13 protein-coding genes are annotated in these 13,517 nt (G+C 53.7%); 3 read left to right on the forward strand and 10 right to left on the reverse strand.

Annotated features, from left to right (window positions below):
- Position 1: 1 nt before the first annotated feature.
- A complete protein-coding gene (locus tag KI809_RS16940; RefSeq protein ID WP_214172780.1) occupies positions 2–1,081 on the forward strand; it encodes a radical SAM protein in 1,080 nt (359 codons plus the stop codon).
- A gap of 3 nt (positions 1,082–1,084) precedes the next feature.
- On the opposite strand, the gene KI809_RS16945 is transcribed toward KI809_RS16940, so the two are convergent.
- The 9 genes from KI809_RS16945 to KI809_RS16985 all read right to left on the reverse strand — a co-directional run bounded on the left by KI809_RS16945 (position 1,085) and on the right by KI809_RS16985 (position 7,847).
- The gene (locus KI809_RS16945) at positions 1,085–1,447 is read right to left on the reverse strand and encodes a diacylglycerol kinase (RefSeq protein WP_214172781.1); all 363 of its coding nucleotides are present in this window, start codon (positions 1,445–1,447) and stop codon (positions 1,085–1,087) included.
- 154 nt (positions 1,448–1,601) lie between these two features.
- Positions 1,602–1,904, reverse strand: a complete 303-nt coding sequence (locus KI809_RS16950; protein ID WP_214172782.1) for a helix-turn-helix domain-containing protein — start codon at positions 1,902–1,904, stop codon at positions 1,602–1,604.
- A gap of 3 nt (positions 1,905–1,907) precedes the next feature.
- Complete coding sequence (locus KI809_RS16955) at positions 1,908–2,255, reverse strand: type II toxin-antitoxin system RelE/ParE family toxin (protein WP_214172783.1); 348 nt, start codon at positions 2,253–2,255, stop codon at positions 1,908–1,910.
- Positions 2,256–2,348: 93 nt separating this feature from the next.
- Positions 2,349–3,329, reverse strand: a complete 981-nt coding sequence (locus KI809_RS16960) for an amidohydrolase family protein (RefSeq protein ID WP_214172784.1) — start codon at positions 3,327–3,329, stop codon at positions 2,349–2,351.
- A gap of 61 nt (positions 3,330–3,390) precedes the next feature.
- Positions 3,391–3,717, reverse strand: a complete 327-nt coding sequence (locus KI809_RS16965) for a helix-turn-helix domain-containing protein (RefSeq protein WP_214172785.1) — start codon at positions 3,715–3,717, stop codon at positions 3,391–3,393.
- The gene (locus KI809_RS16970; protein ID WP_214172786.1) at positions 3,710–4,036 is read right to left on the reverse strand and encodes a type II toxin-antitoxin system RelE/ParE family toxin; all 327 of its coding nucleotides are present in this window, start codon (positions 4,034–4,036) and stop codon (positions 3,710–3,712) included. The genes KI809_RS16965 and KI809_RS16970 overlap by 8 nt, the downstream gene beginning before the upstream one ends.
- Before the next feature lie 176 nt (positions 4,037–4,212).
- Positions 4,213–5,136 (reverse strand): chemotaxis protein, encoded by a 924-nt coding sequence (locus KI809_RS16975; RefSeq protein ID WP_214172787.1) that lies wholly within the window; start codon positions 5,134–5,136, stop codon positions 4,213–4,215.
- A gap of 148 nt (positions 5,137–5,284) precedes the next feature.
- Entirely contained in the window at positions 5,285–6,001 is a 717-nt protein-coding gene (locus KI809_RS16980) for a hypothetical protein (protein ID WP_214172788.1), read from the reverse strand.
- A gap of 325 nt (positions 6,002–6,326) precedes the next feature.
- On the reverse strand, positions 6,327–7,847 hold the full coding sequence (locus tag KI809_RS16985) for a sensor domain-containing diguanylate cyclase (RefSeq protein WP_214172789.1): 1,521 nt from the start codon (positions 7,845–7,847) through the stop codon (positions 6,327–6,329).
- Positions 7,848–8,102: 255 nt separating this feature from the next.
- Between KI809_RS16985 and KI809_RS16990 the strand changes: the two genes are divergently transcribed.
- Positions 8,103–9,053, forward strand: a complete 951-nt coding sequence (locus KI809_RS16990) for an N-acetylmuramidase domain-containing protein (protein WP_214172790.1) — start codon at positions 8,103–8,105, stop codon at positions 9,051–9,053.
- Between the two features lie 10 nt (positions 9,054–9,063).
- Entirely contained in the window at positions 9,064–10,578 is a 1,515-nt protein-coding gene (locus KI809_RS16995; protein ID WP_214172791.1) for a M36 family metallopeptidase, read from the forward strand.
- Positions 10,579–10,645: 67 nt separating this feature from the next.
- On the opposite strand, the gene KI809_RS17000 is transcribed toward KI809_RS16995, so the two are convergent.
- Positions 10,646–13,297: a chitobiase/beta-hexosaminidase C-terminal domain-containing protein gene (locus KI809_RS17000; protein ID WP_214172792.1), complete on the reverse strand. Its 2,652-nt coding sequence runs from the start codon at positions 13,295–13,297 to the stop codon at positions 10,646–10,648.
- Between the last annotated feature and the right edge of the window lie 220 nt (positions 13,298–13,517).

Genomic DNA, 13,517 nt, shown 5'->3' on the forward strand with positions numbered 1-13,517 from the left:
AGTGACGACTGACACCGGCATGTTGACAAGGCTGCGGGCAATGAACCTGGAACTGAACCGGATGGAGACCATCTTCCAGAAAGAGCGGCTGGTTTCGGCGCCGCTTATGGTTCAGATCCCTACCGGCACCCGCTGCAATCTCCGCTGTGTCTTCTGCACCGACCGGACCCCGGCTGTGGCCGGGGCATACCGGGACCTCAGCCTGGAGGAGTTCATGCCGCTGGCCCAGGGGCTGGAAACTGCCTCCACCGTACAGCTCTGGGGGTGGGGCGAGCCGCTGCTCAACCCGCAATACGGCGCGATCTTCGATTACGTGACCGCCAACTATCCGGGGATCCAGCTCAACGTCTCCAGCAACGGCACCCTTTTCGATGCTGCCTGGCAGCGAAAGTTTCTCGATTACGGCAACTTTTCGCTCAATGTCTCGGTGAATGCCGCCAGCCGTGACACCTACCGCCAGGTCACCGGGGTAGACCTGTTCGGCCGGATGGCCACAAACCTGCGCGGTTTCGGCCGCCGCCTCAGGAGCGGCGCCAGCGGCTGCGCCCAGTACAGCGTCTCCTTTGTCGTGGTCAGGGAGAACCTGCACGAGATCCCGGCCTTTGTCGATCTGGCTGCGGAATTCGGCGCCTGCCATGTGCAGTTCATGGATTTGATGAATATCAACGCCTCGTTCGGCGCATTATCCGCGGGGAGCGAAGGGGGGCGGGTCAGGGAGCTGTTCGCCGAGGCGTTAGAGCGCGCCGCAGCAGCAGGGATATCGGTCGGGACCTTCCTGCCTTACGGCGAGCATGACTATCTGGCGATGGAGAAATACGGAGGTTCACCCGCAGTTGCTGCCAGTGAGGAGCCGGTGGCGCTCAACCCCTGTTACGAGCCATGGCGCAACATGCTGGTCTCTACTGACGGCACCTGCTCGCTCTGTTGCCGTTCCGGGGTGGTGACCGGCAACCTGGCCAAGGACGGGCTGGATGCGGTATGGAACAGCGATGTCTACCAGTCCGTCAGGAAAACCGTCAACAGCGCCGAACCGCCCGATTTTTGCCGCAACTGCCCGGTGAAGTTGGGGATTTCGAGCTGAGGCTTACAGGAAAATCAAACCCCAGATAATTGCCATGGTGAGCAGGGAGAGCATAACGGCCGCGCTTCCTGTGTCTTTCGCCCTTTTGGCAAGGGGATGGATCTCCAGGGAAACGCGATCAGTCAGGCTCTCAACAGCGGAATTCAATAGCTCGACGATCAGCACCAGCATCACCGAACCGATCAGCAGCGCTTTGTCGCTCCCCGGCTTCTGAGAGAACAGCGCAATGGGAATCAGTACGGCAGCCATCAGCAGCTCCTGCCGGAACGCCGCTTCATGACGCCATGCCGCGCCAATGCCTGCTACGGAGTAACCGCAGGCATTCAACAGCCGCCGCCCACTTTTCCCCTTAAGGTTGTTTTCCATAAGGCGTATTCGTTACAACGAGAGAGAGTACAGCGGGTGCACCGCTGCTGCGCATCGTTGGACTTTTTCCTTCAAAAATGAAAAGGTCGTTTGCCTTCCTCAATATTTGAGACTGACTCACGACCTTTTAACCTGTTATTCCCATCTGCAAGCGCTAGACGTTAATGCCGATGTGACGACCATCAGCCAGTTCCACGTCCAGAGACAACTTACCGCCAAGTGCCTCAATGTAGCGTTTGAGAGAAGAAATTTTAACTTCGTGGCCGCGTTTTTCCAGATTGGCGACGGATGGTTGCGATATTCCAAGTGCAGCCGCCAGATCATGTTGCGACATCTCAACCGTTTGACGTAACTGAGCAAGGCGGAGTTCAAATACTTCCTGATCCGCCTTAGCCCGCGCTGCTGTGACTACAGCAGGGTCGACTTTTTTAATTAATTCAGAAAGTTGCTTTGCCATAACTTACTCCAGTTCTTGCAAATAGTTCAGGAATTCACGCTCTGCAATAGGGATCATTGTTTCGTAAAAATGTTTATTCCCGGTTTTGTCACCGCCACACAACATCACGGCCTGGCGGAGAGGATCAAAGGCGAAAAATACCCGATACGGTTTGCCTTTGTGTTGTATGCGGAGTTCTTTCAGGTTCTTTACCTTGTCAGTCCCTTTGAGACTATCAACGTGCGGCCTGCCTAACGTAGGACCGTATTGCTCAAGAACCAATATGGCGGCCAACACATCTTGTTGCTCCGAAGCAACCAAGCTTAGAAACCAATCATCGAAGTGCTCAACCGTTACGATATCCCACGCCATATTTCATCCCTTAAATAAAAAAAATAGCTTGCGCGTTATATAATGTCAAGGCTATATTTTGCGAAATACTTTCGTCATATCCGGTTGTTCCCTTCACTTCAGCTGGAACAAGGCTTGAGCGTTTTTGTACGCCACTTTTTCCGCAGTCTCCGGTGACAGATTAGCAAGAAGTCCAAAACGTATTTTATGCAAGAAGTCTTCGTACTGTTCCCAATTCTCCAGAGTATCAAGACCGACAACAAATCGCTCGGGAAAGTCTTCGATCAGTTTCTTCCAACCGCCGAGAATTCCGTTGTCATTGAATATGGCATTCTTTTGACCTTTTAACGGTGGCATACTGCGAGCTGAAAGGTCGCATGAAACATTTGCATTCCTCTCGAAAAGGCTACGTATATCGGAAGGTGTCGTGGTGCTGCCGCAATGGGAGAGAATGAGTTGCCCATTGCGGTTCGACGCTGCGAGCCGCTCTACTTCCTGTGCGGTATCAGAATCCCACTGAGCATGGATATTCATTGGTCTTTTGTACTTTGAGGCAAGCTCAAACAACGCCTTCAATGTCGGAGAATCGGCCTTGAGCTTGAACCGGTAAGAAGGTTGTCTTGTCGACGTAAGCGCGTTCACGATGATTTCACCGACAACTCGTGTTGATTTGTCGCGGAGGTCTTCTTCAATGCTGGAAAGCGCATTCTTGACTTGCGGTGAAGTTGGGTTTTCGAAGGAGGCGGTGTCAAGGTTGTCGTGTAGTGCAACAAATTGACGCTGCCCTGTGGCTCCAATGTAACGATCGCCTAGAACGGAACTTGCCTCGCCCTGTTTCGGGCTCCAGGCACCTCCACACCATCGGATTGAGTTAAGGTCCATGTTTTCCAGCAGTGTCTTAGCGTTCATCCATTTCAAAACATGAACGTGAGAGTCCGCAATCGGGATGGTTTTGGCGCCTTCTGGGCCGAGTGTAGCATCCGCAGCAAATACCTGTCCGCAAGACAAACCTATGGCCAGAACGCACATTGGCCAGGAATTTAATATTCTTACGAGCGGGCGAAACAAGTCAGAAAAGTCCTTGAATGAAATCATGACGTCCCTTTCTTTTGTTTTGCTTGGACCGGGAGTTGATCGGACGTTTTATGAGGCCCTGTCAACTCCCTTGTTGGGCACGCTCTGGAACAAATTTAATTTCAAGGTGACAGCCGACGGCGTGAGCATATTTTTTGAGGGTGGTTAAGGATGGGGCGTGCTTACCAGCTGCTTCCAGTCTTGATATTGCGCTCTTTGTTGTTCCCATGATTTCAGCGACGGCTTCCTGTGAGAGGCCTACTCGCGCACGAGCTGCAAGCATTTCTTTTGCCAATGCATATTCTTCTTCCAAATCCTCATATGCCTTTTTGAACTCTTCCCGCTTTTTGGCTTTTTCAAGAAAAGCTGTATGGTCATGGGTTACTGGTTGATATTTCAAATTAGCCATTTTGGACCTCCTTCAATCGTTTTCGAGCTATTTTAAGTTCTTGATCTGGGGTTGCTTGAGATTTTTTTACAAACGCATGCAGTACGATGATCCTTTGTCCGACAACGAAACAATAGAATGCACGACCAATTCCCTCACGGCCCCGTGGCCGTACCTCAAAAATTCCACCACCCATTGCCCGAGAATGTGGCATGCGAAGATTTGGCCCGAATTCCATAAGAAGTTCAATGATTCGCGCGTAGTCGGCAAGAATACCATTAGGCCAGGATTGAATCTCAGCCAGAACCCGAGTATGGAAATATTCGATGGTGTAGTTCATGTGGAGAGGTTAGCAAATTTGAGAACTGCTGTCAATTTCGAGAAATTTATATGGTGCTGAGGGTCAAGTCTTGAAAAATCACTTTTCAATCAACAACTCCTCAAAAAACTTACTTTTCAAGACCTGGCCCAAAGCCTGTGCGAATGGAACATTTCTATTCCGATATTGCTCAACGGCTATTCCTTTGACAGGGCAGCAGTAACCCGCCTCACCAGTTCGTCGGGCGAGAATTTGGATAGAAAATCATTGGCACCTACCTGGTCGGCCTTCTGCTTGTTTGACGGGTTGCTCATCGAGGTGTGCAGCATGACATGCAGCCCAGCAAGCGCCGGGTCGGCTTTGAGCTTGCGGGTAAAGGTAAAGCCGTCCATGTCCGGCATCTCGACATCGCTGATGACCATCCCGATGCTTGCGACGTCATCCGTCTCGACAAGCTTGCCGAGATACGACAACGCCTTGGGAGCCGAATCCAGGGCAACTGCCGTTATTCCCATCTGGTCCAGCACCATGCATATCAGGGAACGTGCAGTCCTCGAATCATCCACGACCAGGACCGTACTGCCGGCAACGCTCTGCGCGAGGAGTTCCGGATTGTCTGCACTGACCTTGTGCTCCATGCCCAGGACTTCGGCCAGCACCTTTTCAATATCCAGCAGCTGTATCGCTTCGCCATCCGGTCCGTAGGCAATCGCCACCAGGGAAGATGACAGGGTCAGGAGGCCGGTCGGCCGTTTTATCTCGTCCCAGCCACGGGTAAGCAGCTGTTCAGGACGTTTCACCAGAAATCCGTGAATCATGGTGTTGTATTCGCAGATTATTATATAGCTGATATCCTGTTCCGGGTTTATCGGCTCCAGCTCTATCGCCATGGAGAGGTCGATCACCGTTATCGGCTTGCCCCGAAAATCGATCACCCCCATTATGCTCGGATGACTCATGGGGACCCGGCTGAAAGTGCGTGGGCTCTCCACCATCTCGATAATCTTGAAGACGTTGATCCCGTACAGCTGATCATCGGACAGGTAGAAGGTGAGCATCTCCATCTGGTTTGACAGCGCCAGGTTTGCCCGTTGGCTGACTTCGTCGATAATGGATGACATGGTGAACTCCTTTATGCACTGCAGCCTGTTATTAGGAACTAAGACAGTACAAGCAATTTCGTTTTAATCATATTTATCATTCGATCAACGGCTCGGAAAATCACCTGGCGGCCTTTTGGTCAGGTGCATTTTTCTGGTTATGTCCTCTTTACGTACAGTAGTCGGATTTTTTAAGGCGGCGCACCTTTTCAACAAAGATATTGCCCGCAAATACTTCCTCCATGACTTCTTTCTTCAAAATTTCTTTCCCCCTAAAATATTCAGCTAAATCATCTAAAAATGTGAGTCTTTCGGGTACTTCGTTGGTGTACAATTCGATTCCACGCTCTTCTACATGAATATGGTCCACATAACCGGACCGAATACAATAGACCACGTAGGAATTATCCCAATCGTACCTATCTTTGCCTTTTGAGAGCCACTCCTCAAAATGATTCGGGGTCGTGGCGATTACGCCTATAGTATCCTCTGTTACTGGTGATACTTCATTCCATGGAAACGCTCTTATAATAACTATGTTACCGACTTCATATTTTCCTGTGTAGGTTTGCGGCCGGGGCTCACGGAGAATTATTTTACAGCCGTCTTCCTCAATGACCTTGCATTCAGCCTCTTCCTTACGTGCATCATAAAAATGGAGAAGGCTTCCCTTTCTATCAAACGTCCATATCTGGGTATCGTCCCATGGTTCCGTGCTGTTGGTTGGGTATGAAACAATTTCGCTTAAGAAACAATCATCATCTTCTTCGCTAATTTCCTGAATGAAGGAGTTAGCTGCTTCGTACGTCTCAAATATAGCTTCTTCATAATAACTCCGTCCCATGCCATGGGAGGTGTACTGCCGAGCGATAAAGCTTCTTTTCATCGGTGACACTCCACTGATTTGTTCTTCTTCATTTCTACGACATAACCACTTATTGACCGGTTAGAGCCGGTTTCTAAATGTAGAAATTAGTTTATAGATGTAGAAACTTGTTTCTACATCTATAAACTTATGCGACTCAATGATGTTTTGATAGGTTTCTATATGTAGAGCAATCGCTGTTTTCAGGCGTTTTTGCTGTTTCTGCACCGAGGAGCCTCGTGAATATTGGTTTGTTTTAACGCCTTTCACGGCCTTCCGCAAGGATAAAGATTCCGGTAGGTTAAAGAAATTTCCGCTAATGGCTTTCGAGCTGAGCTAGCCGCAATCAGCCACTCTTGCTCTGTTTGTGGCGATACATCTCTTTGTCGGCCTGTGACAGCAGCTCGTCGATGGAACGTGGGTTCAGCGGGTCATAGGTTGAGGTGCCGAAGCTGATGGCCAAATGGTAGGGCCTGGCATGTTGCTCGTTGATATCGGCAATATTGTGTTGCAGCCGCTCCAGGGCCTTTTCGGGGTGGGTGTCCTGCGGTTCGGTGAAGCAGACGGTGAATTCGTCGCCACCCATTCTGGCGACGATATCCATTTCGCGAAATGTTGCTGTCAGTACCTGGGCAAGATCCTGGAGGGCACGGTCCCCCTCGTCATGACCGAAACTGTCATTGATTTTCTTCAGATCATTGGCGTCGATATAAACCAGCTGCAGCTTGGTTCCCGTCCGGTTTGCCTCCTTGAATTTCTGTTCAGTCATCACGAAAAAACCGCGACGGTTGAGAAGTCCGGTCAAAGAATCACGCAGGGACATGTTCCGGATCTCATCTTCCATCTGCTTGCGCCGGCTGATATCGCTGAGTCCGGTAAGGATGCAGCGACGGTTGCCGATGGTGATGATGTCGGCACAAAACACCCCGGTTTGCATCTCGCCTGATTTCCTGCGGAACCGCTGCTCACGATCGCGGATCTTGCCGTGTTGCAGCAGTTCATCAACAATCTCCTGACGGTGCTCACTGTCCTGCCAGAGCGATAACTCCAAGGTTGATCGTCCCAACACCTCTTCGCGGGTATATCCGGTCAGATCCGTAAACCCCTCATTGACCTCGAAGATGGTTCCGTCCTCAAGGCTGGTGAGCGTCAGCCCATACGGGGCCGCTCGGAACGCTGCTGAAAAGGTCTCCTCCCGGCTTTTCAATTCCATGGCCAGTCGCTTGTTGACCATCATTACCAGGGCTATGGTCAGGGCAACGGTCAGCACATCGTATGCCAGCAAGGCAATCACCTCAAACGCCCCGGCCTTCATGTAGTCGCCCTGTGCCATCGGTGAGGTCAGGTAGTGGCCGAGCCGGATGAGGTTGGTCAGGCAGAACCCGGCATAGACCAGCCCCACGCTGAAGGTGACCGGTCGCAGCTCCCGATCGGTGCGGACCAGCATCAGCCACATCGGCTGTGCCCAGATCAGGAGCAGGCCGATGGTAACTGCATAATTGCGGATGCCCAGGCTTACCGGGTTTATGGCAAAAGAGATGAAAATAACGGAGTAGATCCCGAGCAGGGTGAAATTAAGCCACTGGGAGCGCACTTTGCCGACAAAGCGCTCCAATCCCATCAGGGCAAGTATGGATGTGGTAAATACCAGGGCGTTGGCGAAAGAGATCGAAACCAGGTCGGGGATCACGCCTCGCAGCATGATGAGAAACACTGCCACGGTCTGGCAGGAGAAAGCTGCAACCAGGAACTGCAGGCCGGCAAAACGGGTGCGGTTCTGCCGCCAGAGGGCTGCCACGAAACAGGTGCATACGATGAAGTTGATGGTGTCGGCGAACACGATGGTGCGCACGTCCAGGATCTGCACGTCAGCCTCTTTCGGTGAGGGAGTATGGCAATAGATATATCCGGAACCAAGTATACATGGTTTTCTGAAAAAAGCTCACGTTCCCGGCAGATCGCAAGTCACTAATTATCGCTACTACTTTCATCGACAACCGATAGCTCTTCAGTACTAGTTTATTCTCTAATGAAATAAATAGCCGATAGCGCACTTGCGCAATGATTTCGTGGTGATAAATTGCTTGCACATCCGTAGAACCAACTGAATGGAGGTGTGGTAATGGCTAACAAAACCGGTCTGGTCAACGCTGCCAGCCTTAATGTCCGCCCTGAACCGTCCACTGCCAAACCGGCGCTGGGCGCGCTGACGCGGGGGACAAAGGTCGAAATACTGGAGAAGCTGGAGGGGTGGTACCGGATCAAGTCAGGCAGCCTTTCCGGCTATGTCTCCGGCGATTACGTCACTGTCGTGGATAACACGCCGACGGCCGATTACCTTTGGGAGATGGAGCTGCTGCGCACCGCGCAACTGGCGCCGCCGGAGAGCAAGGTGATCCCGGTGCTGGCCAAGCATAATGCCAGCCAGAAAATGGCGGCCAAGGTCTGGAACGACCAGGGGGGGCTGCTGGAGATCCTCTGTGGCATCATCGAAGTGGAACCGGCCGCGGCAGTGGCAGTGCTCTGCGTGGAGTCGGGCGGCGCCGGGTTTGACGCCAACAACCGGATGATCATCCGCTTTGAGAACCATATCTTCTGGAACCTGTGGGGGCAGAAAAACCACGACACCTTTAACGCCCATTTTGCCTTCAATGCCCAGAAAAAATGGCTGGGCCACAAGTTCCGGCAGGATAGCAACGCCGCCTGGCTCGATTTCCACGGCAAGCAGGACAACGAATGGCTGGTGTTCGACTTTGCCCGCAAGCTGAGCGAAAACGCCGCCATGAACGCCATCAGCATGGGGGGGCCGCAGGTCATGGGGTTCAACTGCTCGGCGCTCGGCTACGGTTCGGTGCAGGAGATGTTTGCCAACTTCAGCAGCGACATCCGCTATCAGGTGCTGGGGTTGTTTGATTTTCTCCGCGGCGCAGGCAGCACCTCGAAGATGATCGATGCCTTGCAACTGAAGGATTACACCCGCTTTGCCTCCTACTACAACGGCTCGGGACAGACGCCGGTGTACGGGGCGAGGATCGAGGGGTATGTGAACGCGTTCAAGTCTCTGAAATCATGAAGGAGGGGATATGAAGCTCGATCTGACCAAATGCAAGGTCCGCTGGGACCGGGACAACTACGTGCCGAAGAAGGTTTACGATTTTGAGACCGAACCGCTGGCGGGTGACCCGCGCAAGGTTGCTGAGGCGTTCCTGAAAGAAAACCTGGCGGTGCTGAAGATCTCGGCAGCGCTCGCTGATCTGCAGTTCGAGCAGGTGACCGAGAGCCTGGGAGGTAAGGCGGTGCTGTTCCAGCAGCATTTCGAGGGGACGCCGATCCATGGCGCCTGGGTCGCCATCCATATCAACAATGCCAAGCGGATCTTCATGGTGATGAACGATACGGTGCCGGCGCCGACCCTGGAAAAGAAGCTGGGCAAGCGCAAGGCCGCTGACTTTCTCTCCGACAAGGAGATTGACGCCATTATCGCCAAAAAAGCCGCCGAGTACGGCACCCTGGCCACCGAGATCGGCAAGGAGAACATGGTTTATGCCATGAAAGGGACCTTCCGGCCGGTGTGCAAGGTGAAGTTCGGCACCGAGAAACCGGCCGGTTCCTGGATCCTGTTCATTGACCGGGTGAACGGCCATGTCATCGACGAGCGGAACGTGCTGCACAAGGCGACCGGCAAGGGAAAGGTGTTTCTCCCCAATCCGGTGGTGACGCTCGACCGCGACGACCTGCTCGACCTGAAGGACAGCGACCAGCCGGTGTTGGCTCCGGCGTACAAGACGGTACAGCTGCAGGAGCTGGATGGTTCCGGTTTTCTCAAGGGGGCGTACGTCGATATCACCAAGACCAAGAATTCGGCGCAGTCAACGAGCCTGGAGTTCCTGTTCAACAGGTTTGACGACCATTTCGAAGAGGTGATGGCCTACTACCACATCGACAGTATCCAGCGCTACATCCAGTCGCTCGGGTTCACCGGGACTAAGGGGGCCCTGAACCGGCCGATCCGGGTCAATACCCGCGGCACCTTTGAGGACAATTCGTTTTACGACCCGTCACCCGGCCGCAAGGATATCACCTTTGGTACCGGCGGGGTGGACGATGCCGAGGATGCCGAGATCATCGTTCATGAGTACGGCCATGCCATTCAGGACGCCATTGTGCCGGGTTACGGCCAGAAGACCGAAGGAAGGGCCATGGGGGAAGGGTTCGGCGACTACCTTGCCGGGACCTTCTACTACAAGTACAAGAAGGCTTCCCGCAAGGTGAAGCTCGGGGAATGGGACGCCAAGGGATACAAGCCGCCGCAGGAGTACCTGCGCAAACTGGAAAGCCCCAAGATGTACCCGGCGGATATGGAGGGGGAGGAGCATCGTGACGGCGAGATCTGGTCGGCAGTACTGTGGCAGGTGCGCAAGCTGCTGGGGGCGAAGAAGTCCGACACCGTGATTATCGAGAGCCAGTTCTACCTTTCCCAGTATGCGGATTTCAAGGACGGCGCCGAGGCGATCATCATGGCGGAGAAGAACCTCTACGGCGGCAAGAAGACCAAAGGGCTGACCAGGATTTTCAAGAACCGCGGGATCCTGGCGTAACCGAAAAAGTGGGGCAGGCAATCGCGGGATCGGATTGCCTGCCCCATTGTTACCTCTTTTTTCATCCTCAGACGATTACCAGATTCTCTGCTACCAGTGAGCCGGTGCTGATGGTCAGCGTGCCGTGCAGTATGGTGTAGCCGGTGGCTGCGCCGCTGGCGCTGACTCCCCCCTTGAAGGTGATTTCTACGCCACGGTTTATAGTAAGGCTTTCGTAAAGATCGCCGGCAATGGCCTGCATGACGTCGCCATTACTGGCGTTATCCAGAGCCGCCTGCATGGTGGCAAAATAAACCGGATTGGCCGGGTTGAGCAGAACCGGGGTGCCGAACTGGAACCCCTGGAGCAGTACCGACATGGTGTTGCTTGAGCGGTTTACCAGCACGAGGTCAGCCTTGCCGTCGCTGTTGAAGTCGGCAATTGCCGCTCCGGAGGTGTATTGGGGCTGCTGGAATTGGCTGTATTGTTGAAATGAACCGGTGCCGTTGCCCAGGAGGATGGTGACCATGGCTGTTCCCCCGGGGACATCGCCGCCGTCGCTTACGATCGCCAGGTCGGTCTTGCCGTCGCCGTTGATATCTCCGGCAGCAACAGACCTGGAGTACTGGAGAGCGGTATAATTTCCGGGGAACACCGAATAGAAATAACCTGCCCCGTCTCCGGTCATAATGGTCAACTGGCCGTTGTCATTCACTACGGCCAGGTCTTCCTTGTTGTCATTGTTGAAATCGCCCTTGGTCACCGCTATTGCCCCGGAACCTACATAATAGCTGGGGCCCGGCGTAAATGCGGCACTGCCCAGGCCATAATAGATGTTCAGATAACCGGTTGCGGAGTTAGTCACGGCCAGGTCTGGCGGGCCGGCGTAGGGTCTGAAGTGGCCGGTGGCAACGGAAGTGGTACCCGCGCCGGTCGCATAGGAGCCGACATTGGAAAAAGAACCGGCGCCGTTGCCGAGCAGGAACGAAACCGAATTGCTGTCGCTGTTGGCAGAGACGATATCGAGATAATTATCGTAGCCATTCACGGTGCCGAATGCGACTCCCGTCGGCTTGACTCCGGTGCCGATCTCCTGGGTGGCGCTAAAGGTGCCGTCGCCATTGCCACGGTATGCGGTAACGGTATTCCGTTCGTAATTGGCCACAGCCAGGTCGGCCTTGCCGTCCAGGTTGAAGTCGACGGTAGCAACGCTCCAGGCCTTGTAGGGGAGGGTGATCTGTAGCGGAACGAACCCTATCGAGCTGCCGCCGGGCGGGACTATGATCTCGTAAGTGAAGGATTTGACGCTTTCCTGTTCTGTCCCGTTAACCGCAAAAAATTTCACGGTCGTGGTGTATGCGATATTAATCGCTCCGCTGTAAATATAGGAAGAGGTTGTCGGCGTTGATCCGTCCAGGGTGTAATAGATAGTGGCCGAGCCGTAATTGGCGGTGAGGGTGACTGTTTGCTGTGCGGTGAAGGTGCCGCCCGCTGGCGAGGCGGTGGTGGCCAGAGCTGGGGGAAGTATGGTGTAGCTCTCTGTTTGTACTGCCCCGTCACTGCCGGCGCTGTTTCTGGCAAAAAACTTCAGCGTGGTGTTGGCGTAAATGCCGATAGGGCTGGTAAATATCCCGGAAGCCGTTGTCGGGGTCGAGCCGTCTATGGTGTAGTAAATGGTCGCAGGTTCGTTGGTGGTGAGAGTCACAGTCTGTGGCGTTGCATAGCTCCCGCCAACGGGTGAAGCGGTGACGACCGGTCCGATGGCTGAAGTGAGGTCCGCGCTCTCATTGACACTCAGGTTACCGGTGGCAGGCCCCATATTGCTGTTGCTGCCGCCGATTATATACAGTCTGTTATTGACGATCCCGACTGCCTGGGCATAACGGCTTGTGGGGAAGTTGCCCATACTTTGCCAGCTGTCGGTTTGCGGATCATACACCTGTACCTCTGCTGTCCAGGCCATGGTATTGTAGTCGGTAAAGCCGCCGGCCAGGTAGATTTTTCCATCATCAGCTACCGCGGCTCTGGCTGCGACCGGCACCGGCAGCGCCCTCCTGGGGGTGAACAGGTTGGTATCCGGATCGTACTGCCAGGTATTGCTCACCGGCAAACCGTTACTCCCCAGCCCCCCGATTATATAAATCTTCCCCTGCGATTCGGCCACGGCAGCGTAATCCAGTGCCATCGGCATTGTGGCTTTGCTGATGCTCTCATGGCTGGTAAGGTCGAACTCCTCAATCGAATCGAATACTGTGCCGCTATTGTTGCTGCCACCTACCACGTACATCTTGTTGTTCAGGATGGCTGCGGAACACCTGATGCGCGGGGTGACCAGGGTGCCGACAGTGCCACCCGAACCGGAGGCAGTGTCGTAGGAAATGATGGCCGCTGTCGGAGCCGGCCCTAGCGCACTACCTCCGGCAATATAGACGATTCCGTCCTTAACTGCTTCAGCTCCGGCAAATTTCGCCTCGCTAAGGGCGGGCCTTGCCAGCCAACTGTTCGTAAGCGGGCTGTATTCCTCTACTGCTGCGGTGGTTCCGTTGTTGATGGCTCCGCCAAGAACATAGATCGCGCCGTTGACCACGACCGATGCGGCCCTTGATGTCGCTACCGACAGCGGGGTCTTGTCCGACCAGCTCAGCTGACCGGCCATGGCACCGTGCGCCGTAAGCAGCAGCAACAAGAGTTGTGTGGCCGCCAACAGCAGGTTACGGCAAATTCTCTGCAAACTGTTCATCTTCGCCTCCTTTAAACTTAATTGCATAAACATCAAAATTGTCGGTTGTCGGAGCATGAAACAAATACGACCACAGATGCCGTTGCCGATTCAGGCTGACAAGGGCTCGTAGAATGGGAAGGGTGGCTAGGGGGTTGTATTTTGGGCAAAAATAATAGCGTTTAAATGAAGAGCCGTCAATTATAATGCGTTAGGGTAAGCTTTGCCGTGCGATCTCGAA

Origin of the sequence: Geoanaerobacter pelophilus (assembly GCF_018476885.1) — a bacterium.
Taxonomy (GTDB): domain Bacteria; phylum Desulfobacterota; class Desulfuromonadia; order Geobacterales; family DSM-12255; genus Geoanaerobacter; species Geoanaerobacter pelophilus.